This is a genomic window from Streptomyces sp. NPDC044003, assembly GCF_056435185.1.
The window spans coordinates 35,517-59,960 of the sequence record NZ_JBWKFA010000009.1 but is presented as its reverse complement, the minus strand read 5'-3'; the positions used below and the strand labels follow the sequence as shown (position 1 = coordinate 59,960).

General features: G+C 73.4%; 22 protein-coding genes and 1 pseudogene. 12 read left to right on the top strand and 11 right to left on the bottom strand.

Annotated elements, in window-relative coordinates:
• Positions 1–15: 15 nt before the first annotated feature.
• Positions 16–558 (bottom strand): EamA family transporter, encoded by a 543-nt coding sequence (locus tag AC07AW_RS30495; RefSeq protein ID WP_478818676.1) that lies wholly within the window; start codon positions 556–558, stop codon positions 16–18.
• An 87-nt stretch (positions 559–645) separates the two neighbouring features.
• Between AC07AW_RS30495 and AC07AW_RS30490 the strand changes: the two are divergent.
• The 4 genes and pseudogenes from AC07AW_RS30490 to AC07AW_RS30475 all read left to right on the top strand — a co-directional run.
• Positions 646–960: pseudogene (locus AC07AW_RS30490) on the top strand (SbtR family transcriptional regulator); the annotation flags it as partial.
• 270 nt (positions 961–1,230) lie between these two features.
• Positions 1,231–1,767: a hypothetical protein gene (locus tag AC07AW_RS30485; protein WP_478818675.1), complete on the top strand. Its 537-nt coding sequence runs from the start codon at positions 1,231–1,233 to the stop codon at positions 1,765–1,767.
• Between the two features lie 37 nt (positions 1,768–1,804).
• Entirely contained in the window at positions 1,805–3,079 is a 1,275-nt protein-coding gene (locus AC07AW_RS30480) for a VWA domain-containing protein (protein WP_478818674.1), read from the top strand.
• The gene (locus tag AC07AW_RS30475) at positions 3,079–3,906 is read left to right on the top strand and encodes a hypothetical protein (protein ID WP_478818673.1); all 828 of its coding nucleotides are present in this window, start codon (positions 3,079–3,081) and stop codon (positions 3,904–3,906) included. Before AC07AW_RS30480 ends, AC07AW_RS30475 begins: the two co-directional genes overlap by 1 nt.
• A 78-nt stretch (positions 3,907–3,984) precedes the next feature.
• Here the strand turns inward: AC07AW_RS30475 and AC07AW_RS30470 are convergent, their stop codons facing one another.
• Complete coding sequence (locus AC07AW_RS30470) at positions 3,985–5,202, bottom strand: MFS transporter (RefSeq protein WP_478818672.1); 1,218 nt, start codon at positions 5,200–5,202, stop codon at positions 3,985–3,987.
• A gap of 63 nt (positions 5,203–5,265) precedes the next feature.
• Between AC07AW_RS30470 and AC07AW_RS30465 the strand changes: the two genes are divergently transcribed.
• The gene (locus AC07AW_RS30465; protein ID WP_478818671.1) at positions 5,266–5,646 is read left to right on the top strand and encodes a MerR family transcriptional regulator; all 381 of its coding nucleotides are present in this window, start codon (positions 5,266–5,268) and stop codon (positions 5,644–5,646) included.
• Positions 5,647–5,737: 91 nt separating this feature from the next.
• Here the strand turns inward: AC07AW_RS30465 and leuA are convergent, their stop codons facing one another.
• Positions 5,738–7,471, bottom strand: a complete 1,734-nt coding sequence (gene leuA, locus AC07AW_RS30460) for a 2-isopropylmalate synthase (protein WP_478818670.1) — start codon at positions 7,469–7,471, stop codon at positions 5,738–5,740.
• Positions 7,472–7,640: 169 nt separating this feature from the next.
• Here leuA and AC07AW_RS30455 point away from each other — a divergent pair, with 169 nt between their 5' ends.
• A complete protein-coding gene (locus AC07AW_RS30455; protein ID WP_478818669.1) occupies positions 7,641–8,333 on the top strand; it encodes a FadR/GntR family transcriptional regulator in 693 nt (230 codons plus the stop codon).
• A gap of 24 nt (positions 8,334–8,357) precedes the next feature.
• Here the strand turns inward: AC07AW_RS30455 and AC07AW_RS30450 are convergent, their stop codons facing one another.
• The 3 genes from AC07AW_RS30450 to AC07AW_RS30440 form a co-directional block, all read right to left on the bottom strand.
• Positions 8,358–8,789 (bottom strand): MarR family winged helix-turn-helix transcriptional regulator, encoded by a 432-nt coding sequence (locus AC07AW_RS30450; RefSeq protein WP_478818929.1) that lies wholly within the window; start codon positions 8,787–8,789, stop codon positions 8,358–8,360.
• 68 nt (positions 8,790–8,857) lie between these two features.
• Complete coding sequence (locus tag AC07AW_RS30445) at positions 8,858–9,337, bottom strand: (2Fe-2S)-binding protein (protein WP_116163013.1); 480 nt, start codon at positions 9,335–9,337, stop codon at positions 8,858–8,860.
• Between the two features lie 14 nt (positions 9,338–9,351).
• Positions 9,352–11,721 (bottom strand): molybdopterin cofactor-binding domain-containing protein, encoded by a 2,370-nt coding sequence (locus AC07AW_RS30440; protein ID WP_478818668.1) that lies wholly within the window; start codon positions 11,719–11,721, stop codon positions 9,352–9,354.
• Between the two features lie 165 nt (positions 11,722–11,886).
• Between AC07AW_RS30440 and AC07AW_RS30435 the strand changes: the two genes are divergently transcribed.
• Together AC07AW_RS30435 and AC07AW_RS30430 are read left to right on the top strand one after the other, a co-directional pair.
• Positions 11,887–12,540 (top strand): class I SAM-dependent methyltransferase, encoded by a 654-nt coding sequence (locus AC07AW_RS30435; RefSeq protein ID WP_478818667.1) that lies wholly within the window; start codon positions 11,887–11,889, stop codon positions 12,538–12,540.
• A 654-nt stretch (positions 12,541–13,194) separates the two neighbouring features.
• Positions 13,195–13,632, top strand: coding sequence for an OsmC family protein (locus AC07AW_RS30430; RefSeq protein ID WP_478818666.1), 438 nt, complete (start codon positions 13,195–13,197; stop codon positions 13,630–13,632).
• Between the two features lie 15 nt (positions 13,633–13,647).
• Here the strand turns inward: AC07AW_RS30430 and AC07AW_RS30425 are convergent, their stop codons facing one another.
• Entirely contained in the window at positions 13,648–14,340 is a 693-nt protein-coding gene (locus AC07AW_RS30425) for an RraA family protein (RefSeq protein ID WP_478818665.1), read from the bottom strand.
• A gap of 241 nt (positions 14,341–14,581) precedes the next feature.
• Entirely contained in the window at positions 14,582–16,024 is a 1,443-nt protein-coding gene (locus AC07AW_RS30420) for a carboxylesterase/lipase family protein (RefSeq protein ID WP_478818664.1), read from the bottom strand.
• A 153-nt stretch (positions 16,025–16,177) separates the two neighbouring features.
• Between AC07AW_RS30420 and AC07AW_RS30415 the strand changes: the two genes are divergently transcribed.
• Positions 16,178–16,543 carry a hypothetical protein gene (locus AC07AW_RS30415; RefSeq protein ID WP_478818663.1) on the top strand — a complete coding sequence of 122 codons (366 nt, stop codon included), beginning with the start codon at positions 16,178–16,180 and terminating at the stop codon, positions 16,541–16,543.
• Between the two features lie 11 nt (positions 16,544–16,554).
• Here the strand turns inward: AC07AW_RS30415 and AC07AW_RS30410 are convergent, their stop codons facing one another.
• Positions 16,555–16,926 (bottom strand): cupin domain-containing protein, encoded by a 372-nt coding sequence (locus AC07AW_RS30410; protein WP_478818662.1) that lies wholly within the window; start codon positions 16,924–16,926, stop codon positions 16,555–16,557.
• 328 nt (positions 16,927–17,254) lie between these two features.
• On the opposite strand from AC07AW_RS30410, the gene AC07AW_RS30405 reads away from it, so the two are divergent.
• From AC07AW_RS30405 to AC07AW_RS30395, 3 genes are all read left to right on the top strand, one after another.
• Positions 17,255–17,692 (top strand): SPW repeat protein, encoded by a 438-nt coding sequence (locus AC07AW_RS30405; RefSeq protein ID WP_478818661.1) that lies wholly within the window; start codon positions 17,255–17,257, stop codon positions 17,690–17,692.
• 233 nt (positions 17,693–17,925) lie between these two features.
• Positions 17,926–18,282: a DUF805 domain-containing protein gene (locus AC07AW_RS30400; RefSeq protein ID WP_478818660.1), complete on the top strand. Its 357-nt coding sequence runs from the start codon at positions 17,926–17,928 to the stop codon at positions 18,280–18,282.
• Positions 18,283–18,484: 202 nt separating this feature from the next.
• The gene (locus AC07AW_RS30395) at positions 18,485–19,774 is read left to right on the top strand and encodes an ATP-binding protein (protein WP_478818659.1); all 1,290 of its coding nucleotides are present in this window, start codon (positions 18,485–18,487) and stop codon (positions 19,772–19,774) included.
• Here AC07AW_RS30395 and AC07AW_RS30390 read toward each other — a convergent pair.
• A complete protein-coding gene (locus AC07AW_RS30390; protein ID WP_478818658.1) occupies positions 19,752–20,675 on the bottom strand; it encodes a carbohydrate kinase family protein in 924 nt (307 codons plus the stop codon). The two genes, AC07AW_RS30395 and AC07AW_RS30390, sit on opposite strands and share 23 nt — an antisense overlap.
• A 3-nt stretch (positions 20,676–20,678) precedes the next feature.
• Complete coding sequence (locus tag AC07AW_RS30385; protein ID WP_478818657.1) at positions 20,679–24,272, bottom strand: glycoside hydrolase family 32 protein; 3,594 nt, start codon at positions 24,270–24,272, stop codon at positions 20,679–20,681.
• Between the last annotated feature and the right edge of the window lie 172 nt (positions 24,273–24,444).

The window sequence follows — 24,444 nt, the reverse complement described above, 5'->3', positions numbered from 1 at the left end:
GGCGCTGAAATGCCGTCACTGTCGTGCGTCCTGTTCCTGTGGCGAAAGGCCGTGCGTGGGACCCTCGGATGCTTCCTCCGGTGCCGGCGGCTGTGCGCGCCGGCGCACCAGGAGGACCCCGACGAGCACGACCGCCATCCCGGCGGCGATCCACAGGGTGAAGTCCTCGTCGAGTACGACGACCCCCAGGGCGACGGAAACCACCGGCAACAGGTAGCCGACCGTGGCCGTGTTCGTGGCGCCCTCGGCGGCGATGTTCCGGTGGGTGAGGTGGAACGTGGCCCCGGTGGCGACGACGCCCAGGACCACCACGGCGATCAGCGTCTTCGGGTCGATCTCGACCGGCGTCAGACCGCCCGCCGCAAGGGTCGGCGCGGTCAGGGCGGTGGCCGCGACGAGCTGTGCCGCGGAGAGCGAGAGCGTGGGGATGCCTCTGCCGACCAGGAAGCGGCCCATGAACGTGAAGCCGACGGCGTAACTCGCCGCCGCGACGACCACGGCGAGGACGCCCCAGCCGCCTGACGCCGTCGCGCGCCACGGGGCGAAGATCAACACCACCCCGGCGAACCCGAGCAACAGCCCGGCCGGCCGGGTCGGCCGGAGATCGCGCTCGGTTCCGATGGCGACGCCGATCAGCAGCGACCGCCGTTCACCGCGCTGACCCTGTGGACGGACGCGTTCGTGGACTTCCTCGTGACCAAGCACGGCCTCGGCGCGGCGCTGGGGTCCGGAGACCCGGGGCTGGAGAACCTCCACGCCCTCATGCTCGACACCCTGGTCCCGGCCTGCGCGACGCTCCTGGCCGCCTGCGCCGCCGAGGGCGACCTTCGTTCCGAGGTCTCCGCCTACACCCTCATGCGCGCCATCGGAAACCTCAGCATCACCGGCCCCGACTACGACCAGGCCGACGCCAAGCGCATGGTCGCCCTCCTCCTCACCGGATGCCGCAACGCGGCCTGACAGCCGCACCTCACGCACGGCGGGCCTGTCCGGGCGGGACCGGGACCGTGCATACGGTGCGCGGACGTGGGGTGGATCGGGGAGGTCGGTCCGGGGCCGGCGCTCGGTCCGGGACGCGGGGTGCAAGCCGGAGTTCCCCCATCCAGAGCACCGCTGAGCTGGCCTTTCAAGGGCTGGGACGTGCACCACACCGGCTTGACGTACCCACGGGCGAGAACTTAGCTTCGCCTTACCTAATTTATGCCGTTCATACGTCCGGAAGATCAACGCATGTCCAGAACCGCGCAGGAGCTCACCCCTTCCTGGCTCCTCACCGCCCTCGGGCTCGTCGCCACCGCGGGTATCGCGGCAGCCTGCTGGACCGCCGGACACGTCCACGCGGACGCCTCCCTCCTGACGGTGGCCCGCTTCTTCCACGTCGCGTTCCTCGTCGTCGGGCTCGGTGCGGTGCTCGCCGTCGACTGGTTCGCCGTGCTCTGGCTGACCGGGAAGCGGCCGCTGGCCGGCGTCCTCGACACGGCCGTCGCGCTCCAGGCGCCGATCTGGGCCGGGCTCGGCGGACTCGTCGTCTCCGGCCTCTTCCTCCGCCCCGACCTCCACTCCCCGTTGACCCTGGTCAAGCTGGGGCTCGTCGTCGCCGTCACCCTGAACGGCCTCTGGGCGCACCGGCTCGGCCAGCTCCTGGAGGCCCACCGCGGCGGCCCTGTCCCGCGCCGGCTGCTCGCCCGTTCGGGCCTGGCCGCGACCATCAGCCAGACCGGCTGGTGGGGCGCCTGCCTCATCGGCTTCCTCAACAGCCAGACCTGATTTGGGTTTGTCGCACGATCATCAATACGATCCGGCGATGATCACGAGAAAACGGCTGGCGACCGGGGCCTGCGCGCTGCTCGCCGCCCTGAGCGTCGCGCTCCTGCCGACGGGTGCGGCCGCCGACGAACCGGTGGCGAAGGAATCCCCCAAGGTCGAGCTGGTCCTCGACGTCAGCGGCTCCATGCGGGCCAAGGACATCGACGGCAAGTCCCGCATGGCCGCCGCCAAGCAGGCCTTCAACGAGGTCCTCGACGCGGTGCCCGAGGAGGTACGGCTCGGCATCCGCACACTCGGCGCCGACTACCCGGGGCAGGACCGCAAGCGGGGCTGCAAGGACACCCGGCAGCTCTACCCGGTGGGCCCGCTCGACCGCACCGAGGCCAAGACCGCGGTGGCCACCCTGGCCCCGACGGGCTGGACCCCGATCGGTCCGGCGCTGCTCGGCGCGGCCGACGACCTCGGCGAGGACGGGGCGACCAAGCGCATCGTGCTCATCACGGACGGCGAGGACACCTGCGCCCCGCTCGACCCGTGCCAGGTGGCGCGCGAGATCGCGGCGAAGGGCATCCACCTCGTCATCGACACCCTGGGCCTGGTGCCGGACACCAAGACCCGGCAGCAGCTCACCTGCATCGCGGAGGCCACCGGAGGCACGTACACCTCGGTCCACCGCACCGAGGAGCTCTCCCGCCGCGTCAAGCAGTTGGTCGACCGCGCGGCCGATCCGGTCGTCACCCCCGTGGCCACGCAGGGTACGGCGCGGTGCGACAAGGCGCCGCAGCTCAAGCCCGGCCTCTACACGGACCGCGAGTCCTTCGGCGAGCACCGCTGGTACCGGGTGGACCTGCTGCCCGGCCAGGAGCTGCGCGCCTCCGTCAGCGTGTCGGCCGACCGGGCCGTCAACAACGACTACGGGGTGCTGCTGCGCGCCGTCACCCTCCACGGCCGGGAGATCGTCCGCGGCTCCGAGGCGGGCGACGGGCGCACGGACGTGATCTCGACCGGACTGCGCTACCCGAAGCCGGACGCCGACGACGGCCCCGGGGACGCGAAGCCGGCGGCCGAGACGGTGTGCCTCCAGGTCAGCAACTCCTTCTCCGCTCCCCCGTCGGTCAAGACGACCCCGGGCATGCCGGTCGAGCTGACGGTGGACGTCGTCGACGGCCCGTCGAGCGCGTCGGACATCGCCTCGTTCGGTCTCGGCCGCGGCTGGTGGCTGCTCGGCGTGCTGGTGCTCGCCGGCTTCCTCGCCGGTCTGCTCTGGGGCTGGCTGTCCCGCTGGCGCGTCGCTGTCTGGAGGACCAACTGATGCGTACCGTACGCATGCTCGCGACGGCCGCTCTCGCGGGCGCCGCCCTGCTCGGCCTCGCGGCCCCGGCCGCCCTGGCCGACACGCCCAGCGCCTCGGCCTCCCCGGCCGAGGAGGCCGGGCCCACGGAGGCCGGCACCACCTTCCGTACCGCCGCCCGGTTCCTGCCGGGGCAGCAGGCCACGGCGCAGGCCTCCACCGGTGACTACCTGTACTGGGTCTTCCCGGCGGACACCGGCGAGCGGCCGACCGTGAAGGCGACGGTCACGCTCCCCGACGCGGCCCTGCGGCACGGGCCCGCCACCTGGCGGATCGACGTGTACGACGGGCTGCGGCGGCGCCAGCCGTGCATGTACGGGATGCAGTCCCGTACGGCGGCGAAGGAGACCGCGACCGTGGAGCTGGCCTGTGTGCTGCGCCCGGTCCGTGCCTCGGCCGACGCCTGGGCGAACGACCCGCTGCCCGGCAGCTACTACGTCCGGCTGACCGTCACCGATCTCCCGGACGAGGACCTCGGCCAGCCGTTCACCGCGCGGATCGGGGCCGACCTCCACGACGAGGGCGGCGCCTACGCCACGGACGGCTCGCTCGCCGCGCCGCTCGTGCCGGGGGCGACGACCGCCGACCAGGCCAAGGCGGACGAGGACGCCGGCCGGAAGACCGCCGTCGAGGCGGCGGCCCCGGAGGACGGCTGGTCCTCCGGCTGGTGGTCGGACCGCTGGATCTGGACCGTGGTGGGCGGCGTCCTGGCCGCGCTCGCGGGCATCGGCGGCTACGCCCTGACGCGCGGCGCGGGCCGCCCGTCCCGGGTGCCGCCGGCCGCCTGACCCCCGGTCCGAGAGGTACGGAGGCCCTCCACCGCTCGCGGTGGAGGGCCTCCGTGTGTGCGGTGGGACAGGCCCCGGTCACCGGCGGGCCGGGAAGCCGTGGGCGCGGGCACCGGTCACGACGGCGATCACCGGGACGAGCAGGACCAGGACGCTCCACGGCAGCGCGCCCGCGCCGAGCCCGTCGAGGAGGAGGCCGCCGGCGACACCGCCCGCCGCCATGGCCGCGTTCCAGAGGCTGACCAGCATCGTCTGCGCGGTGTCCGCCTCGTCCCCGCCCGCCTCGGCGACGGCCGTCTGCAGGAGGGTCGGCGCGCCGCCCCAGCCGAAGCCCCAGAGCGCGGCGGCCACGAGGACCAGTGCGGTGCTCGCCGCCGGGACGGCGAACGCGGCCTCGGCGACCGCGAAGAGGATCGTTCCGGCGAGGGTCAGAGCCCGGAGCCTGCGGTCGATGTGACGGCCCGTGAACCAGATCCCGGCGAGCGAGGCGGCGCCGAAGACCAGCAGCACGAGACCGGTGGAGCCGCCGAGGCCGAGGTGGTCCAGGTAGGCGGCGACGTAGGTGTAGAGCACGGTGTGGGCCAGGACGAGGGTGAAGGTGACGGCGAGCACCGGGAGCACGCCGGGGACCTTCAGGGTGCGGGCGACCGGGGCCCGCCCGCCGCTCGGTTCGCCCGGCAGGTCGGGGACGGCGAGGGCGATCCAGCCGAGGAGCACGACGGCGATCAGGGTCATGGCGGTGAAGGCGGCCCGCCAGCCGACGGCCTCACCGAGGAACGTGCCGGCGGGGACGCCCAGGGAGAGCGCGAGCGGGATGCCGGTCATCGCGACGGCGACGGCACGGCCCTGGAGGTGCGCCGGAGCGAGGCGGCGCGCGTAGCCGGCGAGCAGCGCCCAGGCGACACCCGCGGCGACCCCGGCGAGGAACCGGGCGCCCATGGTGAGGGCGTACGAGGAGGAGACCGCCGTGACGGTGTTGGCGGCGGCGAATCCGGCCGTCGAGGTGAGCAGCAGGCGCTTGCGGCGCCAGCCCGCGGTGCGGGCGGCCAGGGGGACGGCGGTGAGGGCCGTTCCGAGGGCGTATCCGGTGACCGACTGGCCCATGGCGGCTTCCCCGACGCCGAGGTCGGCGCTCATGCCGGGCAGGACGCCGGCGGGGAGGGTCTCGGTGAGGCTGGTGACGAAGACGGCGGTGGCGAGGGCGAGGAGCGCCGGGAGGGGCAACCGGCCGGAGGCGGGGCGGTGTTCGGGCGTGGGGGTGGCGGGACCGGCCGCCACTGTCGTGTCGTGGGTCATGTCCGTATGCTCGAACCCTCACATTGATGTGAAGGTCAAGCGATTCCCTGGAGGGGGCTTCCCATGCGGATCGGCGAGCTGTCCGAGCGCACCGGAACACCGCGCAGACTGCTGCGCTACTACGAGGAGCAGGGCCTCGTCGTCGCCGACCGGCTGCCGAACGGCTACCGCGTCTACGACGAGTCGAACGTGGACCGGGTCATGCAGATCCGGGGCCTGCTCGACGCCGGTCTGCCGACCCGGATCATCAAGCAGATCCTGCCGTGCCTGAACAAGCCGCGGATGATCCACTTCCCCGACGCGACCCCGGAGATGCTCGCGACCCTGGAGGACGAGCGGGACCGGATGACCGACCGGATCCGCTGCCTGACCCGGAACCGGGACGCGGTGGCGGAGTATCTGGACGCGGTACGGGAGAAGTTGGTGGCGGGGTCGTCGGCGTAGCCCGTACCGCCCCCGGGCTCCGGACGGTCCGCTCGGCGTAACGGCCGCCGTGCCGCGGGGTGCGGGGGCGCACCCGCATGCGGGGGCTGCCTCACGCCTCGTACGCCCGGTTCACGGCGGAGAGGACGGCCTGGACGGAGGCGGTGAGAACGGAGGTGTCCAGGCCCGCGCCCCAGGCCTTGCGGTCCCCCACCCGGCATTCGGCGTACGCGGCGGCCTCGCCCGCGCTGCCCGTGGTGACGGCGTGTTCCGTGAAGTCGAGGACGTCGACCGGGACTTCGGCCCGGTGGAGGGCGTCGGCGAGGGCGGAGAGCGGTCCGTTGCCCTTGCCCTCGGCCGGTGCGGTGCGGTCCCCGACACGCAGGACGCAGGTGAAGCGGTGCTCGCCCGCCGCGTCGCGGTCGGTGCTCCAGGACTCCAGGGCGACGGGGCCGGCGCCCCGGCCGGGTTCCAGGTACTCCGTGCGGAAGATCGCGTGGAGGTCGTCGGGGGTGGCCTCGCCGCCGCTGTCGTCGGTCACCGCCTGGACGGCCCGGGACACCTCGGGGCGCATCCGCTCCGGCAGGTCGAGGCCGTGGTGGGTGCGGAGGAGATGGGCGACTCCGCCCTTGCCGGACTGGGAGTTGACGCGGATGACGGCCTCGTAGCCGCGGCCGAGGTCGGCGGGGTCGAGGGGCAGGTAGGGCACGCTCCAGGGGGCGAGCTCCGGCGGGATCCCGGCCTCGGCGGCGTCCTTGGCGTGCCGGGCGAGGCCCTTGCTGATGGCGTCCTGGTGGGTGCCGGAGAAGGCGGTGTGGACGAGGTCGCCCACGTAGGGGTGGCGGGGGTGGACGGGGATCCGGTTGCAGTACTCGACGACGTCACGGACGGCGTCGATGTCGGAGAGGTCGAGCAGGGGGTCGACGCCCTGGGCGTAGAGGTTGAGGGCAAGGGTCACCAGGTCGACGTTGCCGGTGCGTTCGCCGTTGCCGAAGAGGCAGCCCTCGACGCGCTGGGCGCCGGCGAGGACGGCGAGTTCGGCGCAGGCCACGCCGGTGCCGCGGTCGTTGTGGGGGTGGACGGAGAGGATGACGGAGTCGCGGCGGGCAAGGTGGCGGTGCATGTACTCGATCTGGTCGGCGTACACGTTGGGGGTGGAGATCTCGACGGTGGCGGGCAGGTTGTGGGTGACCGGCCGGTCGGGGCTCGCGTCCCACAGCGCGGTGAGTCCGTCGCAGAGCTCCAGGACGTAGTCCGGCTCGGTGAGGTTGAAGGTCTCCGGGGAGAACTGGAACCGGATGTCGGCGCCGGGGCGGGCCTCGGCGAGCCGCGCCATCAGGGTGGCGGTCTCCTCGACGGTGCGGCGGACCTCGGCGCGGTCGCGGCCGAGGACGGTGTCGCGCCAGACCGGCGAGGTCGCGATGTAGAGGTGGACGACGGCGCGGGGCAGGCCGTCGAGGGACTCGAAGGTGCGCTCGACGAGTTCGGGGCGGGCCGGGGTGAAGACGACCGGGGTGACGTCCTCGGGGACGGCGCCGGAGGCGACGCGGTCGGCGAGGTGGCGGACGAAGTCGAAGTCGGCGCGGCTGGCGGAGGGGTAGCCGACCTCGATCTCCTTGAAGCCCGTGCGGACGAGCAGGTCGAAGAAGCGCTGCTTGCGCTCGGTGTCCATGGGCTCGGCGAGGGCCTGGTTGCCGTCACGGAGGTCGACGGGGACCCAGAGCGGGGCCCGCTCCAGGCGGGCGGAGGGCCAGCGGCGGTCGAACTCGGGGACGTGGACCCGGTCCTGGAACGGGCGGTAGCGGTGGTACGGCATGGGGCCGGGGCGCTGCGGATTGCGGATCATGGCGCGTACCGTAACCACTCCTCAGCTCCTCAGACAAGTACTCCTCAGACAAGTTCGGGTAGATTCCTCGGCAGCGACCCCGTGATCCGGGAACGCGCCCGCGATCCGGACCTCCTCGGAGACCCCGGCCGTCGGAGAACCGGACGAGTCAGAGAATCAGGTGACCCCCATGCCTCTCGGCGCCCTGCGTCCCAGCCCCCTGGTCGAACAGGCCACCGAACGGCTGCGCGAGCAGATCGTCCGCGGCCACTGGCCGGTCGGCACGAAACTCCCCGGGGAAACGACGCTCGCCAAGGAGCTGGGCGTGGGACGCTCCACGGTCCGCGAGGCGCTACGGGCCCTGGCGGGCGCGGGGCTCGTCCAGCCCAGGCAGGGCGCGGGCGTCTTCGTGACCGCCACCCGGCCGACGGAGGACTGGCCGGCCCGGCTGCGCAGGGCGGCGGTGACGGACGTCTACGAGGTACGGATGCTGGTCGAGGTGGAGGCGTCGCGCCTCGCGGCGCTGCGCAGGACCGAGGAGGACATGACGGCGATGCGGGAGGCGCTGGCCGGGCGGGTGGCGGCCGCCGAGGGCGACGACGCGGCCTTCGTCGACGCCGACATCGCCCTGCACGCGGCGATCGTGGCCTCGGCCCGCAACCCCGTCCTGACGGACCTGTTCGGGGAGTTCGCGCCGGTGCTCCGCGAGGGCCTGATCGAGCTCCTCGACCTGCTCGGGCTGCGGGGCACGGACCTCCGGCACGGCGAGGACGCCCACGCCGACGTGGTCCGCGCGGTGGAGGCGGGCGACCCGGAGGAGGCCGCCCGGCTGACCCGCCAGGAGCTGGAGTCCACGCTGGCCCTGCTGCAGTCGGCACCCTGACCCCGCGGGCCGGGGACGTACGGCTCAGGCCGGGTCGACGAAGACCACCGGGACCTCGTTGTCCTGGACGACCCGGCCGAGCAGGCCCGCGAGCTGTTCGCGTTCGGGCGCTTCGAGGCCGGAGGGCAGTTCCTCGATGCGGCGGCAGGTCTCGGTGTAGAAGTCCTCGGCGATGCGCGCGCCGTCCTCGGTGAGCGCCACCCGCACGGCCCGCCCGTCCTCCGGGTCGGGTTCACGGCGGACGAAGCCGAGGCGGGAGGTGCGGTCGACCAGCCCGGTCAGGCTGGACTTGGCGAGCCCCAGCATGGTGCCGAGCTCGCCCATCCCGGACGGGCCCGGCATCAGGACGCAGAGCAGCTGGCCCTGCTGCGGCGTCAGCCCGTACGCCCTGCCCGCGTCCGCGTAGACCGCGTTCACGAGGAAGGCGCCCCGCACCAGCGCGGTGACCACGCTCATCTTCCCGCCGTCGACTCTCGCCATGCGGCAAGAATACCTTCGTGGTGCGAACCAATCTCACACCCATCTCACTCCATCCGGCGGGCGCCCTCCAGGACGGCCTGCCGGATGCGGTGGTAGGTGCCGCACCGGCAGATGTTGCGGATCGTGTCGAGGTCGGCCTCGGTGACCTCGCGCCCGGCCTCGCGCGCCTTGCGGACGGTGGCGACCGCGGCCATGATCTGGCCCGGCTGGCAGAAGCCGCACTGGGCGACGTCGAGGTCGAGCCAGGCCTCCTGCATCGGGTGGAGTTCGGCGCCGACGGTGTCGGGGAGGCCCTCGATGGTGGTGATCTCGTCGGTCGGGGCCACGTCGTCGACACGCACGGCGCAGGGCGTGAACGCCTTGCCGTTGAGGTGGCTCGTACAGGCCCGGCAGACGCCGACCCCGCAGCCGTACTTGGGGCCGGTGACGCCGAGGACGTCCCGGAGGACCCAGAGGAGCCGGACGTCGCCCTCGACGTCGGCGGTGACGGCCTTGCCGTTCAGGATGAAGGTGTGCTGCGGCACGGGGGCTCCAGGTCTCAGATGGTGCGGTCGCGGCCGTCGGTGGGCGAGGCCGGGACGGGCGGGACGGTCGGCAGGGGCGTGAAGGCGAGCGGCTCGGCGTGGTTGACGGGGAAGACCGTCGGCATCGTGCCGGTGGCCCGGCCGTAGGCGCAGGCGACGGCGGCCATGGCGCCGGCGACGGCGAGCTCGCCCGCGCCGCCCGGCTTGTCGCCGCTCGGGGGCATCACGATGATCTCGAGCTCGGGCGGGGTGTTCCACTGCCGGGTGTAGAAGTACTGGTCCCAGCTGCCTTCGAGGAAGTGCCCGTCGCTCAGGTGGAGTCCGGAGGTCAGGGTGATGGCGATGCCGTCGGCGATGCCGCCCATCATCTGGGCTTCCAGGCCGCGCGGGTTGACCGCGAGGCCGACGTCCACGGCGCAGACGATCCTGGTCACCCGCGGTCCGGTGTACGCGCCCGGGATCTTCCGTCCGGTGGTCTCGGGCCGGCAGTCGATCTCGGCGAGGATCGCGACGGCGGAGTGGTACTCGGTGTGCACGGCGATGCCCTGGCCCGTGCCGGCCGGCATGCTCCGGCCCCACTCCCCCACCTCGGCGACCTTGTCGAGGACGGCGCGGGCCCGCGCGTCCTTGAGCAGCTTGCGCCGCATCGCGTACCCGTCCTGGCCCGTCTTCCTGGCCAGTTCGTCCATGACGAGTTCCTGGGCGCAGCGGACGTTGGGCGAGTAGATGTTGCGCATGGAGCCGGTGTTGAAGCCCTTGTCCGTCTCGGCGAGGAGCTGGGTGGTGACGCCGAGGTGGTAGGGGCTGATCTGGGTGAGCTGGAACATCGTCTCGGAGAAGGTGGCGTCGGCGACGGGCAGCCGCGCCGCCTCCGCCGTCAGGACCTCGCCGACGCCGTGCCCGAAGTCGGTGGCCACGGAGGTGTGGCGCTGCTCGTACGTGAGGACCTCGCCCAGCGAGTACGTGGCCCGCACCCGGGAGGTGGACATCGGGTGCGTACGACCCTGCCGGAAGTCGTCGGTGCGGTGCCACATCAGCTTCACGGGCTTGCCGAGGGCCTTCGAGATCTCCGCGGCCTCGTGGGCGGCGTCGGAGAACAGCTTCCGGCCGAAGGAGCCGCCGCCCTCGGTGACGTGGACGCGGACGGCGGTGGGCGGCAGGCCGAGCTTGAGGGCGATCTGCTCCTGGGCGACGATCGGCGCCTTGAGCGAGGCCCAGATCTCCGCGGAGTCCTCCCGCACGTCGGCGATCGCGCAGTTGGTCTCCAGGGCGGCGTTGCTGGCGAAGTGGAAGGTGAAGCGGGCGTCGACCGCCTTGGTGAGGAGCGGCAGCGGCGGGACGACGAGCGGGAGTTCGGCCCGGCGGAGCTTCTCCAGGATCGTGGCGTCGGAGGCGCCCTCGGCGGTGCCGGGCCCCCAGTCGACGCGGAGGGCGCGGACGGCGTCGACGCACTGGCCGAAGGTGCGGCCGCGGACGGCGACGCCGGTGGAGACGGTGACGACGTCGGTGATGCCGGGCATGGCCCGGACCTCGGCGAGGTTGGCCACGGAGCGGACCCTGCCGTTGATGGTGGGCGGACGGCAGACCATGGTGGGCAGTGCGTCGGGGACCTGGAGGTCCATGGCGAACTTCTTGCGCCCGGTGACCGCTTCGAGGGCGTCCACGCGCCGCTGGGCGGTGCCGATGACACGGAAGCCGTCCGGGTCCTTGAGCGTGACCTCCACCGCCGCGTCGGTGACGGCGGCGGCCTTCACGGCCAGTTCGCCGTAGCCGAGGAGCGCGCCGGCCGGGGAGAGGACGGTGCCGGCCTTCGTGGTGAGGGTCTCGACGGCCTCGCCGAGGACGAGGGAGGCGGCGTGCAGCAGCCGGGCCCGGGCGAGGGCGGCGGCGACCCGGATCGGGGTGTAGGTGGAGTAGGTGGTGTTGGAGCCGCCGGTGAGCTGGTTGAAGAGCAGCTCGGGGCGGGCGTCGGCCAGGGTGACCTTCACCTTGTCCAGGGGCAGGTCGAGCTCCTCCGCGACGATCATGGCGCTGGAGGTGGTGACGCCCTGGCCGACCTCGGCGCGGGGCAGGGCGAAGTGGGCCGTGCCGTCGGCGTCGACGCGGATGGTGATGAGGTTGCTGGTGGGCAGGGCGGCGAGCGTGAGCAGCTCGTTGAGGTCGAGGAGTTCGGCCGGTCCCGGCAGCGAGGGGATGAGGGCCGCGGCCTCACGGGGTGCGAGGACCTCGGCACCGAGCTGGGCGGCGACGGTCAGGGTGGGGGCGGCCAGGACGTACCCGAGGAACCGGCGCCGTCCGATGCCGGCTTCGCTCACGCGCTCCGGGTTCCCGTCCCCGGTGCCGCTCGTGTGGTGCTCGTCCCGCGCGGGGTGCCGCCTCGCCATTCGGTGTGCCCTTTCGCCGTGAACCCGGCTTACTACTGCCGAGTACTTCCCTCAGAGGCGACGATCATCGCGTATGTGGGGGACGTCCGGGAGCCGTTCGGAAGTGGACGTCTTGTGGGGAGGTCCTGCGGGGAAGTGCGGGAGGCGCCGTCGTAGGGTCGCGCCATGACCGAAGCCGCGCACATCACCGCCACCCGCCGCTCGTACGACACCGTCGCCGTCGACTACGAGCGGCTGCTCGCCGATCAATTGGCGACGACGCCGCTGGACCGGGCGATGATCTCCGGCTTCGTGGAGAAGGTGGCGACGACCGAGGGCCCACGCGTGATCGGCGACCTGGGGTGCGGGACGGGACGGGTGACCTCCCACCTGCGCGACCTCGGCGCCGACGTCTTCGGCGTGGACCTGTCGCCCGGGATGATCACGGTCGCCGCGGACACCTACCCGGGGCTGCGCTTCGAGGTGGGGTCCATGACCGCGCTCGACCTGCCCGACGCCTCGCTCGGCGGGGTCCTCTCCTGGTACTCGACCGTCCACATGCCCGAGGACGAACTCGTGGCCTCCTTCGCCGAGTTCCACCGGGTCCTCGCGCCGGGCGGGTACGCGCTGGTCGCCTTCAAGGTGGGCGACGAGCGGGTCCGGCTCGACCGGGCCTACGGGCACGAGGTCACGCTCGACGTGTACCGCTGGTCACCCGACCGTCTGGCCGCCCTGCTGTCGGCGGCGGGGCTGGCCGAGTCGGCCCGCCTGGTACGGGAGCCGGACCTCGGGGAGAAGACGCCGCAGGCCTTCCTCCTGGCGCGCAGGCCGCGCGCCTGAGCCGGGTCGCACGACGGACCCGCGCCGCCTGCCGAGTCGCGCGACGGACCCGCCACTCCGCAGGCGCGCACGGCCGCGCCCGAGTCGGACGACGGGCCGGAGCCGGGCTCCCGTCCGGAGCTGGGCGCGGGAGAGACGGGCGCGCTGGCCGCCGCCGGCGATGAGGGCGTTGACGGAGGCCATCGGGTCCCCGCCGACCGACTTGGCGAGCAGCGCACCGAGGACCAGCGGGCCGAGGGCCACCGCGAGGGCCGAGCCGGTGGCGGTGACGTGCTGGAGGCGGCGGGCGCGCCGGGCGTCGAAGGTCATGACCCCAGTCCATCAGCGGGCGGCGGCCGCCGGATCGGTCGGCGTACTCAGCTGCCCGTCCCCCGCTACTCAGATGTGCTCACGCACGGCTCCCCGAGGGCTCCCGCGCCGGCCCTTCCTCGGAGATCCTCGGGAGGGCGGCCGCCGACGACGAGCACCTCCGCCCGGCGGGCATCGACCCGGCGGCCGCGGTCGCGTCGGTACGGGAGGCGGATCCGGAACTCCGCGCGGTCTGGGGTGCGGTGTCCGAGGCCTGGGGCACCGTCGTCCGCGCCCGCACCGACGCGCGCGGACCCGGCGCGTACCGTACGGGGACACGCACGTGAACGAAGGAGCTTCGCCGCCATGGCCGACTACCGGATCGAGACCGTCCGCACCGGGTACCGGAACTGGACCGCCCGCAACGACCGGGGCGCGGAGGTCCTGATGGCCGCCGCCGACGACGCGGACGCGCAGCCCTCGTTCACCCCGGTCGAGTTGCTGCTCGCGGCGATGGGCGGCTGCGGCGGCCTCGTGATCGACCGGACGGCCCGGGCCGTGGACCACGACGACCTGCGGATCGTGGTGGAGTCGGTGTCGGGGCCCGAGGACGAAGGCCGACTGGGCCGGATCCGGGTGAGCTACGAGTTCGACCTGCCGGACAACAACCCCAAGGCGGCCGAGGTGTTCGCCCGGGGAGTGCGCCTCACGCACGAGAAGTTCTGCACGGTCAGCCGGACCGTGGAGCACGGCGCGCGCGTGGAGGCGATCCTGCCGGACGGCACGGTCGGCTTCGAGGGCTGACGGGCAGAAGGGGCGTCACTCCTCGATCGCGCCGCCGATCCGGCGCAGATAGCGGCGGAAGGTGTACGCGGGGTCCTCGGCGCGGCCCGCGAGGTAGTCGTCGAACCGGGTCTGCTCGCGCAGGGTCTCCCCCGCCCTGATCCGGCGGGCCTGCTCCCGCTCGGTGCGGAAGAGGGCCCGGGCGGCCTCCAGGACGGCGTCGGCGCGTTCGGCCGCCACTAAGACCACGCCGTCGTCGTCGCCGAACACCACGTCGGCGGCGGTCACCTCGTGGTCGCCGAACCGCGCGGTGGTCAGCGCGTCCGGGTCCCGGTCGTCGAGGCGCACGGGGCCGGGCGCGTGGCGTCCGTACGAGAAGACGGGCAGTCCGATCTCCACCAGGTCCGGGGTGTCCCGGTGCAGCCCCCAGACGACGACCCCGGCGACGCCCGCCGCTTCGGCCTCCAGAACGGCGAGGTCGCCGATGCAGGCCTCGTCGCGGCGGCCCGCGTTGTCGATGACGAGGACGTCGCCGGGTGCGGCCGCCGTGAAGGCCTCCAGGAAGACGTCGACGCTTCCGTAGTGGCGGGCGGGCAGCACCCGGCCGGCGACGCGCTGCCCGGTGACGACGGGCAGGATGCCGGCGGGCGCGGCCCGCAGCGGTTCCCCGAGCCGTACGCAGGCGTCCGCGATCAGCGGCGTGGAGAGCTCGGCGAAGTCCTTCAGCATGGGGCGTTCCGATCCGTCCGTGGCGGGTGCGGTGGCTGAGCGCGATGCTATCGACGCGCCCGGACGTCCGGGGGCGCGATGTCGGCGCATCCGGCCCGGCGGTCCTTCGGCACCCCGGACCCGAGACGGGCCCGCTCGGTCCGCAGCGGCCGGACGCTCGGCCAGACCGCCGCGCCCGCGGACGACGAGGGGTCGTGCGCAGGACGCGGCCGTGGACGGTGGCCCGGGCGCCCCTCCCCGTTCAGTCGAGCCAGAGTGCGCGGACCCGGTGCACGGGGTCCGCGGCCGTCCGGGGCTCCGCGTCCCAGATCTTCGTGGCGCGCTCCGCCGACGTGTAGCGCGGCCAGTCGGCGCCCGGATCCTGGTCGGTGACGAAGGCGACCCAGGCCCGGTGCATCGCGTCGGCGAGCGCGCGCGGCGGCGTGTCCCCGGCGACCGCGGCGACGCCCTCGGCGTCGAGGAGGTCGAAGGCGAAGGGCAGGTCCAGGCAGTGGAAGGCGAGGCCGAGGGCCGGGGACTGCCAGCGGAACTCGTAGAGCCAGGTGGGGCGTTCACGCGCGGCGCGCGCGTCCGCGACGGTGAGGTTCGGGGCGCGGAAGACGGTGTCCGTCAGCGCCTGGCCGAAGTACCGCTCCTCACCGCCCGCCGCATACGCCGCGGCGAAGTCGTCGACCCTGGCGGGGTTCAGGCCGAGTCCGCCGAGGAGGACGGGCAGCGGCGGGCCCTCGGGGCCCGGCGCCGGGATCATCGTGAACTCGTCCTCGGTGAAGCCGAGCATCAGCGGCACGTCCGCGCCCGCCTCGCCCGCCGTCAGGGCGTCCAGGACGGGTACGGGGATCAGCTCGCCGTCGGCGAAGGGGGCGAGGGCCAGCATCGGCGGCAGGCCCTCGCGGTCCGGTCCGGGCTCGCCCAGACGGTCCTGGAGGTCGAGGAGTTCGTCGTCGGTCAGGTCACGCAGGGCGGCGACGGTGGCCGGGACGCCGGTGCGGGAGGTGAACAGCCGGGCCGCGGCGCGGGCGACCTCGGGCCCGTCGGGTCGCATGACCGCGCCGGAGACGGAGAGTGCGCCCCGGAAGAGTCCCTGTGCCGACGGGACGGCGAGCAGGGTCTGCACGGCGCCGCCGCCCGCCGACTGACCGGCGATGGTGACCTTGGCGGGGTCGCCGCCGAAGGCCGCGATGTTGTCCCGCACCCACTCCAGGGCCGCGATCCAGTCCCGTACGCCCCGGTTGTCGGGCGCGCCCTCCAGGTGCAGGAACCCCTCGATCCCCAGCCGGTAGCCGACCGACACCAGGACGACGCCGTCCCGGTTGAACGAGGCCCCGTCGTACCAAGGGCTCGCCGCCGAACCCGCCACGTATCCCCCGCCGTGGATCCAGACCAGGACCGGCAGACCGGCCTCCGGGTCCGCCGCCGGCGTGAACACGTTCAGGTTCAGCACCCCCGCACCCGGGATCGAGGGCTCCGGAATGGTCGTGACCTCCGCGAACGGGCGACGCTGGGCCGTGGGCCCGTACGCCGTCGCGTCCAGCGGCTCCGACCAGGCCTCCGGCGGCACCGGGGCGGCGAACCGCAGATCACCCACCGGCGGCTGCGCGTACGGGATGCCCAGGAAACGCAGGTTGCCGTCCGCACGGCGCTCGCCGCGTACGGGTCCTCGGGCGGTGGTGACGATGGTGCTCATGGGGTGCTGCTCCTTCTGCGCGGGCACACGGGGCCGAGGAAAGGAGCCTGTCACCGCCTACTTACACGTGTCAATACCATGGGTGGCAGCCCCCGGCCCCTAGACTCGGAGGCTCGTACAGGACCCGCGGGTCCCGGGGGAAGGCGGCCGGCGATGAGATGGGGCTTCGATGCCGCCGTGGGGGCGCTCGTCGTCCTGCTCGGCGCGGGTCTCATCACCGCGGGCGTGGTCCGGAAGGGCCGGTCCGTGCGACCGTTCGCCGCCGCGCGGGCGCAGTCCTTCGCCCAGCGGGAGTACGCCCGGGACCTCCAGCGCGCGGCCGACCACGCGATCGCGGCGGCCCGCCGGGCCGCCGGTGAGGGCGAGCCGGCGATCGTCACCGTCGAGGCGGTGATGCGGATGACCGAGGAGCGGTACGGCTACGCGGGAGTGGAGCGACGGCACGCGGCGGCGGCGCTCCGCCGCCGCTTCGAGCACGGGCGCTGCGCCGCCGACTGCGTCACCGACGCGTACGGGTAGCCGAGAGGGCGTCAGGAGGGCTGCGGCAGGGCGTAGTTCGTGAAGCCGAGCCAGTCGAGGGTCACGCAGGGTTCGTCGCCGAGCACCCAGGCGTCGTGGCCCGGCTTGACCTCCATGTAGTCGCCCGCGCCGAACTCGGCCGTCTCGCCGTCGTCCATGACGACCTTGATGCGGCCGCTGACCACATAGCCGACATGGGAGGCCTGACAGCTGTCGGTGCCGGCGATGGGCTTGACGTGCTTGGACCACTGCCAGCCCGGTTCGAAGACGGCGCGGCCGACCGAGCCGCCGTCGCCGATGAGCAGGTCGAGCCTGCCTTTGCCTTCCTCGAAGGGACGCGTCTCGTCCGCTGAGTCGAAGCTCTTTCGTACGATGCCGGCCATCGCGCACTCCCGGCGGTGGAAAGGGTCCGATCCCCGAGTCCAGTTCCAGGCTACGCCGGGGCGGCACGCGCCACCGCCCACGCCACTGCCCACTCTGCCGCGCCCCCACCCGCGCATATCAATACCAAGTACCGTTCAGCCTTGCATTGAATTTTTGTTGAACGGAAATCGCCTTTTGGTGGATCCCTGCACATTCGTGGTCCTTTTTCTGTGCGCATCCCTTATCGGACAGACCTACACATAAAGGCCAGATAAGCGCACAATGAAGCAGCGGCGCGATTGCCGCGATGCGGCCTGACATGCATGACGCCAGAAGGAGGCGAGTCGCATGGCCGACCTCTCTCACCGTCCCGGTGATATCGCGGGACACCCCGACGCGTCGGAAATGCGGGACCGTTACGCCCGCATGCTCCAGACCCGAGGTGTCGCAGCTGTCGAGGAGCTCGTGATCCTCGCCGGCGTATGGACCGCGATCTCCGCCTACACGGTCCACTTCGCTGCCGCCCGGCCGGAACTCGCCATCAGCAACTTGATCGTCGGCATCTCCCTTGCCGTGCTCGGCCTCTGCATGTCGATGGCCCCCGAGCGGTCGCAGGACCTCAACTTCGTCGTCCTGTTGATGGGCGCGTGGCTGATCGTCTCGCCCTGGGTGGTCTCGCGGAACCCCGACACGGGCACGATCCTCAGCAATGTGATCACCGGTGCGTGCGTCTGCCTGTTCTCGCTGACGGCCGGCGGACTGCTCATGAGCAAGAGAAGGACCTGATCAAGACAAGGGCGTGACGTTCTGACACTCCCTCTCCTCGACCACCGTTGATCCTCTCCCGGAACGGCGGCACCTCCACCCCCGGAGGTGCCGCCGTTCACCGTGTTCTGTGTGTGAACAGCAACCACCCGGTAACGAATTGACCCACGTGGTTTCAGCCACATAAGTTCTGCGTAAAGCTTGCTCCACAGGGACAGGCTCCCGCTCGCATACCCAGTCCTTGGGGGGACAAAGTGAACTGGTACCTCGACGTTCTCAAGAAGTACGCGGTGTTCAGCGGCCGAGCGCGCCGCAAGGAATTCTGGATGTTCTACCTGTTCAACGTGATCGCGCTGTTCGTCCTCGCGATCGTTGACTCGGCGATCGGCACCTACCCGCTGCTGACGGGAATCTACTTCCTCGCCGTGCTCCTGCCGTACCTGGGCGTGGCCGTCCGCCGCCTGCACGACACCGGCCGCTCCGGCTGGGCGCTCCTGTTCGGACTGATTCCGCTGGTCGGCGGCATCATCCTCATCGTGTTCCTCGCCACCGACGGCGAGCAGCACCAGAACGCGCACGGCCCGAACCCGAAGCTGGCCCCGGCCTACTGACGGTCCCCGCCTGCTGAAGGACCCGCTCACGCGCGCGGCCCCCGGAGTTGTCCTCCGGGGGCCGCACCCGTTTCCTGCCCAGTGCCGGTTCGGCGCGTTTCTCCGCGCCGCCTTGTGCAGGATGGCGCACGACCGGCCCCCGCGGGCCCGCCTAGCCTCGCCGCACGGGAAGCGACAGCACGAACGAGGGGCGGAACCGCCGGTGAACTGGCACATCCACGACTACCGCGAGAGCGATCTCGCCGCCGTCGTCCATCTGATCGACACCACCGCCGAGCTCGGGCAGGAGTCCGTCTTCTCGCTCGCCGAGTGCATCGGCGCCCTCACCACCCGTCAGCCGGCCGTCGTCGCCGTGCACCAGGGCGCCCCCATCGGGGCGGCGCTCGCCTGTGTCTCCGGCGAGCGGGCCTGGGTCATGCGGATCGCGATCTCCTCGGCCTGGCGCGGCCGCGGCCTCGCCAGCGCCCTGCTCGTGGAGCTGGAGCGGCGGCTCGTCGCGGCCCGCGTCGGGCGCATCGCGTACGTCCTGCCGGAGGAGGAACTCCTCGGCGAGGGCCTGCTGAACGCCGGGTACACGCGCCAGCCGGCCGTCGCGTACTTCGAGAAGGTGGAGCCGCTGCACGGCCCCGCCGCTGGTCTCCTGGACGACCTGGGCGGCCGGCTGCTCCCGGGCGACCTGTGGGCGAAGGTCGCCGGCATGGAGCGGGAGAAGGACCTGATCGAGCGCCGGGTGGTCCTGCCCCTGGCCGAGCCGGAGCGCGCCACCCGGCACGGGGTCCGACCGCCGCGTGCGGTCTGTCTGTTCGGCCCGCCCGGCACCGGCAAGACCACCTTCGCGCGCGGCATCGCCTCCCGGCTCGGCTGGCCCTTCGTGGAGATCCTGCCGTCCCGCCTCGCCGACGAGGGCAACCTCGCGGCCGCGCTGCGGTCGGCGTTCGCGCGGATCGCCGAGCTGGAGCGGGTCCTGGTCTTCATCGACGAGGTCGAGGAGATCGCCCCGGTCCGCTCCGAGCCCGCCCAGCCCGGTGGCATGCACGGGGTGACGAACGAACTCCTGAAGCTGATACCGGGCTTCCGGGAGCGGGACGAGCGGCTGCTCGTCTGCGCGACCAACTCGATCCGCTCCCTCGACCCGGCGTTCCTGCGCCCCGGCCGCTTCGACTACCTCATCCCGATCGGTACGCCGGACAAGGCGGCCCGTGCCGCCATCTGGGCCCGGTACACCGAGGGGCGGACGGACGTCGACATCGACGAGCTGGTGCTCGCGAGCGAGCTGTTCACGCCCGCCGACATCGAGCACGCGGCCCGGATCGCCGCCCAGGCCTCCTTCGAGCGTGACCTGGTCGCGGTCGGCGGGCGCGGCGGGGACGACCGGGCGCCCGGGGCGACCACGGCGGACTACCTGGAGGCCATCGCCGAGTGCCGGCCGACCGTCACGCCGGAGATGGTCGAGCAGTTCGCGGCGGACATCACCTCACACGCCCGCACCTGAAGGTGAACCGGTCCCCGGCCGCGTCCAGTTCGGCCCGGTCGGGCGGCTGGGCACCGGCCCGGGAGACGGTGACGGCCGCCGCCGCGCTCGCCCTGCACAGCAGCCTCGCGAGGTACTCGGCGCCGAGCCCGTCGAAGGTCTCCCGCCTGGCGAGGACGTCGAGGACGGCGGACATGAAGGAGTCGCCCGCGCCGACCGTGTCGACGACGGTGACCTGCGGCGCCTCCGAGGTGATCGTCTCCCGGCCGGTGAAGGCGAGCGATCCGGCCGCGCCCCTGGTGACCAGGACGACGGCCGGGCCGAGCGCCAGCCAGCGGGCGGCGACCGCCTCCGGCTCCTCGCCGGGGTACAGCCAGGCCAGGTCCTCGTCGCTCGCCTTCACCAGGTCGCTCAGTCCGACGCAGCGCTCGACGCGGGCGACGGCCTCGGCGTGCTCCCCCATCAGTTCGGGCCGCACGTTGGGGTCGTAGCTGACCGTGGCCCGGTCGCGGAACCGCTCGACCTGGGCGAGGACGGTGGCCGCGCCGGGGGCGGTGACGGCGGCGATCGAGCCGATGTGCACATGGACGGGCCGGTCCCCGAGGAGCTCCCCGGTCTCCAGGGTCCAGGCGATGTCGAAGGTGTACGAGGCCCCGCCGTGCGCGTCGAGCGCGACGACCGCCGACGGGGTGCGTACGGGAGCGCCGCCGACCTCCACCCGTACGCCAGCGCCCTTCAGGTGGTCCGCGATCAGCCGGCCGGTGGGGTCGTCGGCGAGCTGGGTGAGCAGAGTGACGTCCCGGCCGAGGCGGGCGAGGCCGTAGGCGACGTTGGCGGGGCTGCCGCCCGGGTGGATCCGTTCGGTCCCGTCGGCGCCGCGCACGATGTCGGCGACGCACTCGCCGATCACCAGGATGGTCATGGGTCAGAGCTCCTTGGCGTAGGTGTCCTGGTAGCCTGCCCGGCCGCCGAAGACGTTGAGGCCGACGTGGCCGTCGGTGTAGGTGCCCGCCGGGTCGTTGAGGTCGATGATCCGGTTCTCGTCGAGGAAGACCTGGATGCGGGTGCCCTGGTGGACGATCCGCAGATCGTACGTGGCGCCGTGCCGGACGAGCGCGGGGACCCGGGCGAGGGCGGCCGCGTCGTCGAAGGAGCCGCCGCGCCTGACGACGAGGCGGACGGCACGGAGGTCGGGGTCGACGTTGAGGACGTACCCGTCGGCGCCGTCGGCGGAGGCCCGCCAGATCAGTGAGGCGGCTCCTCTCGTGCCGTCGGGGCCGCCGAGCCGGAGCAGGGTGGTGAGTTCGAGGTCGGCGAAGCGGCGGGTGGACATCGCGTCGCTGTCGCGGTCGAAGACCCCGGTGTGCCCGGCGCCCGTGGCATCCCAGCGGCCGGCGGGGACGGTGGTGAGGGTGCCGAGGTCCGTGCGGAACTCCCCGGGCGGCGGGGGCTCGGGCAGGGCGGGGAGCGTCTCGCCGAGGCGGCAGGTGGAGGCGAGGCGGTGGACGGCGAGTTCGGCGATCCGGACCGTGCCGCCCTCGGCGGTGAAGGCGATCCCTCCGGCGTCGGGGTCGGGCAGGACCAGGCTGGTGACGACGGCCTCGCCGACGCCGCCGAAGGCCTCCACGGAGGAGGAGTCGACGAGGATCCGCAGCCGGACCGTCCGGCTGCCGTCGGCGGCCGGGACGGCCGTGAGCGGGGCCTCGGTGCGGCCGGCGAACCAGCGGGTGAAGTCGGTGCGTCCGGAGGTGGTGCGGTCGACGAAGAGGCGTTCGCGGACGGCGTCGTAGCCGACGAGGGTGGCCTGCCCGTCCTTCGCCCGCAGATGGAAGGCGAAGCCGGTCGCGGCGCCGGCCGGCGGCAGTACGAGTGCGGCCTCCAGGTCGTACGTGGTGCCCGTCAGGCCGGCGCAGGGGTCGGGCGCGCCGGGTGCGGCCGTGAGGTCCCTCCGTACGGTCGTGTCCGTGCGCAGCGTGGCCAGTTCGGCGACGGGCCACTGGCGCAGGACGGGACCGTCCGCGCCGTCGGCGAGGGTGAGTTCACGGGGAATCGAGTGCTGGCCGTTCCACGGGTGGGTGGGGGCGCTGAACGGGTAGTCCCAGTTGGTGGTCCAGCCGAGCCAGACCCGGCGCGCGTCGGGCAGGTCCGCGAAGGTGATGGCCGCGTAGAAGTCACGGCCGTGGTCGCTGCGCGGGGCCGGGCCCGGGGCCTGGTGAGCGGTGAAGGAGGTGCCGTTCCAGTCGCCGGTGAGGTGGCGGGCGGTGGAGCCGTCGGTGGAGCGGACGGCGCCGGTGCTGAAGGTGAGGATCCAGACCGTCCGGGCGGGGTCGCCGTCGACCGGGAGCGGGAAGAGGTCGGGGCACTCCCAGACCCCGCCGCCGGCCACCCAGTCCCCGTAGCCGAAGGAGCTGGTGTGTGCCCAGTGGAGGAGGTCCCGGGAGGTGAAGAAGCGCACGTGGTCGCCGCCAGACACCACCATGACCCACTGGTCGCGGGCCTCGTCCCGGACCACCTTCGGATCGCGGAAGTCCCAGCCGCCGTCCGGGCCGCCGGGGTTGCCGACGAGCGGCTCGGGGCCTCCGTACGGCTGCCAGGAGCGGCCCCGGTCGGTGCTGTAGGCGGCGCGGACCGCCTGGTTTCCGCCGGTCTTGTCGGGGTGGTAGCTCGTGTAGTAGGCGATGAGTCCTGAGCCGCCGTCGAACAGGCCGGAGGCGTCGCCGGGATCGGCGACGGCCGAGCCGGACCAGCGGTGGCCGTACTCGTTCCAGTCGAGGGCGATCGGCAGCGCGCGCCAGTGGAGGAGGTCGGTGGAGACGGCGTGCGCCCAGCGGCCCTCGGCCTGGTGGAAGAGGTGGTACTCCCCGTCGAGGTGCACGAGCCCGTTGGGGTCGCTGCCCGGTCCGGAGCGCGGCGAGTGGTGGACGGCGGGGCGGTACGGCTCGGTGTAGTGGTCGCGCGCGTCGGCGGCGTACACGTCCTGGAAGTAGGCGGTGCCGCCGGCCGCGACGAGCCCGACGGTGTCGCCGGTGGCGGCGGCAGGAGCGCGCAAGGCGTCCACCCCGTCCACGTACACGGTGAACTCGCCGCCGACGAGGTGGACTTCGACGCGGTACGGGGTTCCCGCCGCGATCGGACGGACGGGCGGCTGCGCGGTGGCGAGGACGGCACGGCTCCCGTGGTCGAGGAGCCGTATCGAGCCGGTCGCGGTGTCCAGGAGGAGCTCGTGGCCGCGGACGAGGAGCCCGGCCGCCTGCGCCCCGGAGAGCTGCACGTCGGCGGAGACGACGAGGTCGGTGCCGGCCGGGGCGGGGGCGGTGCGCAGCCCGTCGTTCCCGCGCAGGCCCTTGAGGTCGCGGGTCCAGGTGCCGGAGAGGGTGGTGGCGCCCGGGAGTTCGGCGGGCGGCCCGGCGGTGGTGATGTTCTCGAAGGAGACCCGTCCGTTGTAGGCGAGGAGCCCGGGGCGGCCGGAGAGGTGCGGGGCGGGCGCGGGGTCCTCGGTGTCGATGATGGGGGCGTAGCCGTCGGGGCGGAGGAAGTCGCTCTGCCAGTGGACGCGGAGGCGGCGGCCCTCGGCCTCGACGCGCAGGCGGTGGACGGTGCCGGGGGTGATCGTGGTGGCGTGGGTGGCGAGGGTGACGTCGCCGTCCACGCGGTAGAGGCGGAGGCGGCCCAGGTTGGGGTCGGCCTCGACGGCGTAGCCCCGGGTGCCGGTGGCGTCGGCGCGGACGAGGAGGGCGGCGACGGCGTACGGGTCGTGGACGACGACGTCCGCCTGGACGGAGGTGTCGTACGCCTCGTCGGCCGCGATCGTACGGATGTTGGCGCCGTCGGGTGCGGCGCCGGTGAGCCCCAGGGGGGTGGGGGTCCAGGTGCCGCTGCCGGTCCAGCCGCTCAGGTCGGTGGTGACGGACCAGGCCCGGGGAGGCCCGAAGGTGACCGTGCCGCCGTCGGCGAGCAGGCCGACGTGACCGGCGGTGTGGCGGGGGTCGACGGTGGTGAGGACCTGCTCGCCGTCGACGTGGACGGTGAGGGCGGGCCCGTCGACGGTGACGTCGAGGGTCGTACCGGGTCCGTTGCCGCCGGAGGCGAGGGTGGTGCCGCTCGCGATGTCGACGAGCTCGACCTGACCGTCGGCGGGTTCCAGGAGGACGGCGTAGCCGGTGGAGCCATCGGCCGCGGCCCGCAGGACGAGCCCGCCCCGGGCGTGCGGGGTGGCCGGATCGGCCGCGATCCGGACGGAGCACCCGGCGCGGGCGCCGATCCGGTGCTCGGTCACGGCGAGCGCGGTGCCGGAGGCGGCGGAGGCACGCTGCCCGCCGTCGGGGGTGCGCTGCCAACTCCCCCGGTACGGGAGGGGGTCGGGGAGCGGCGAGGTGACGGCCTCGGGGAGCGTCGCGGTCCGGCGACGGCGTGCGGGGGCGGCCTCCGCGGTGCGGGGTGCGGCGAGGGCGGGCAGGAGGGCGAGTGCGCCGGCCTGGAGCAGGGTGCGGCGGTGGAGGGGGAGCTCGGGGATACGCATGGGGGCCTCCTCGGCGGTGGGGTGGCGCCTGTACGAAAGAAAAGGGGGCCGGTGCCGGGCGCGGGCCGCCCGGCACCGGGAGAGTCGTCAAGGCCGGTGCCGGGCGCGGGCCGGCACCGGCAGGGTCGTCAGGGCCAGTGCCGGGCGCGGGCCGGCACCGGCAGGGCCGTCA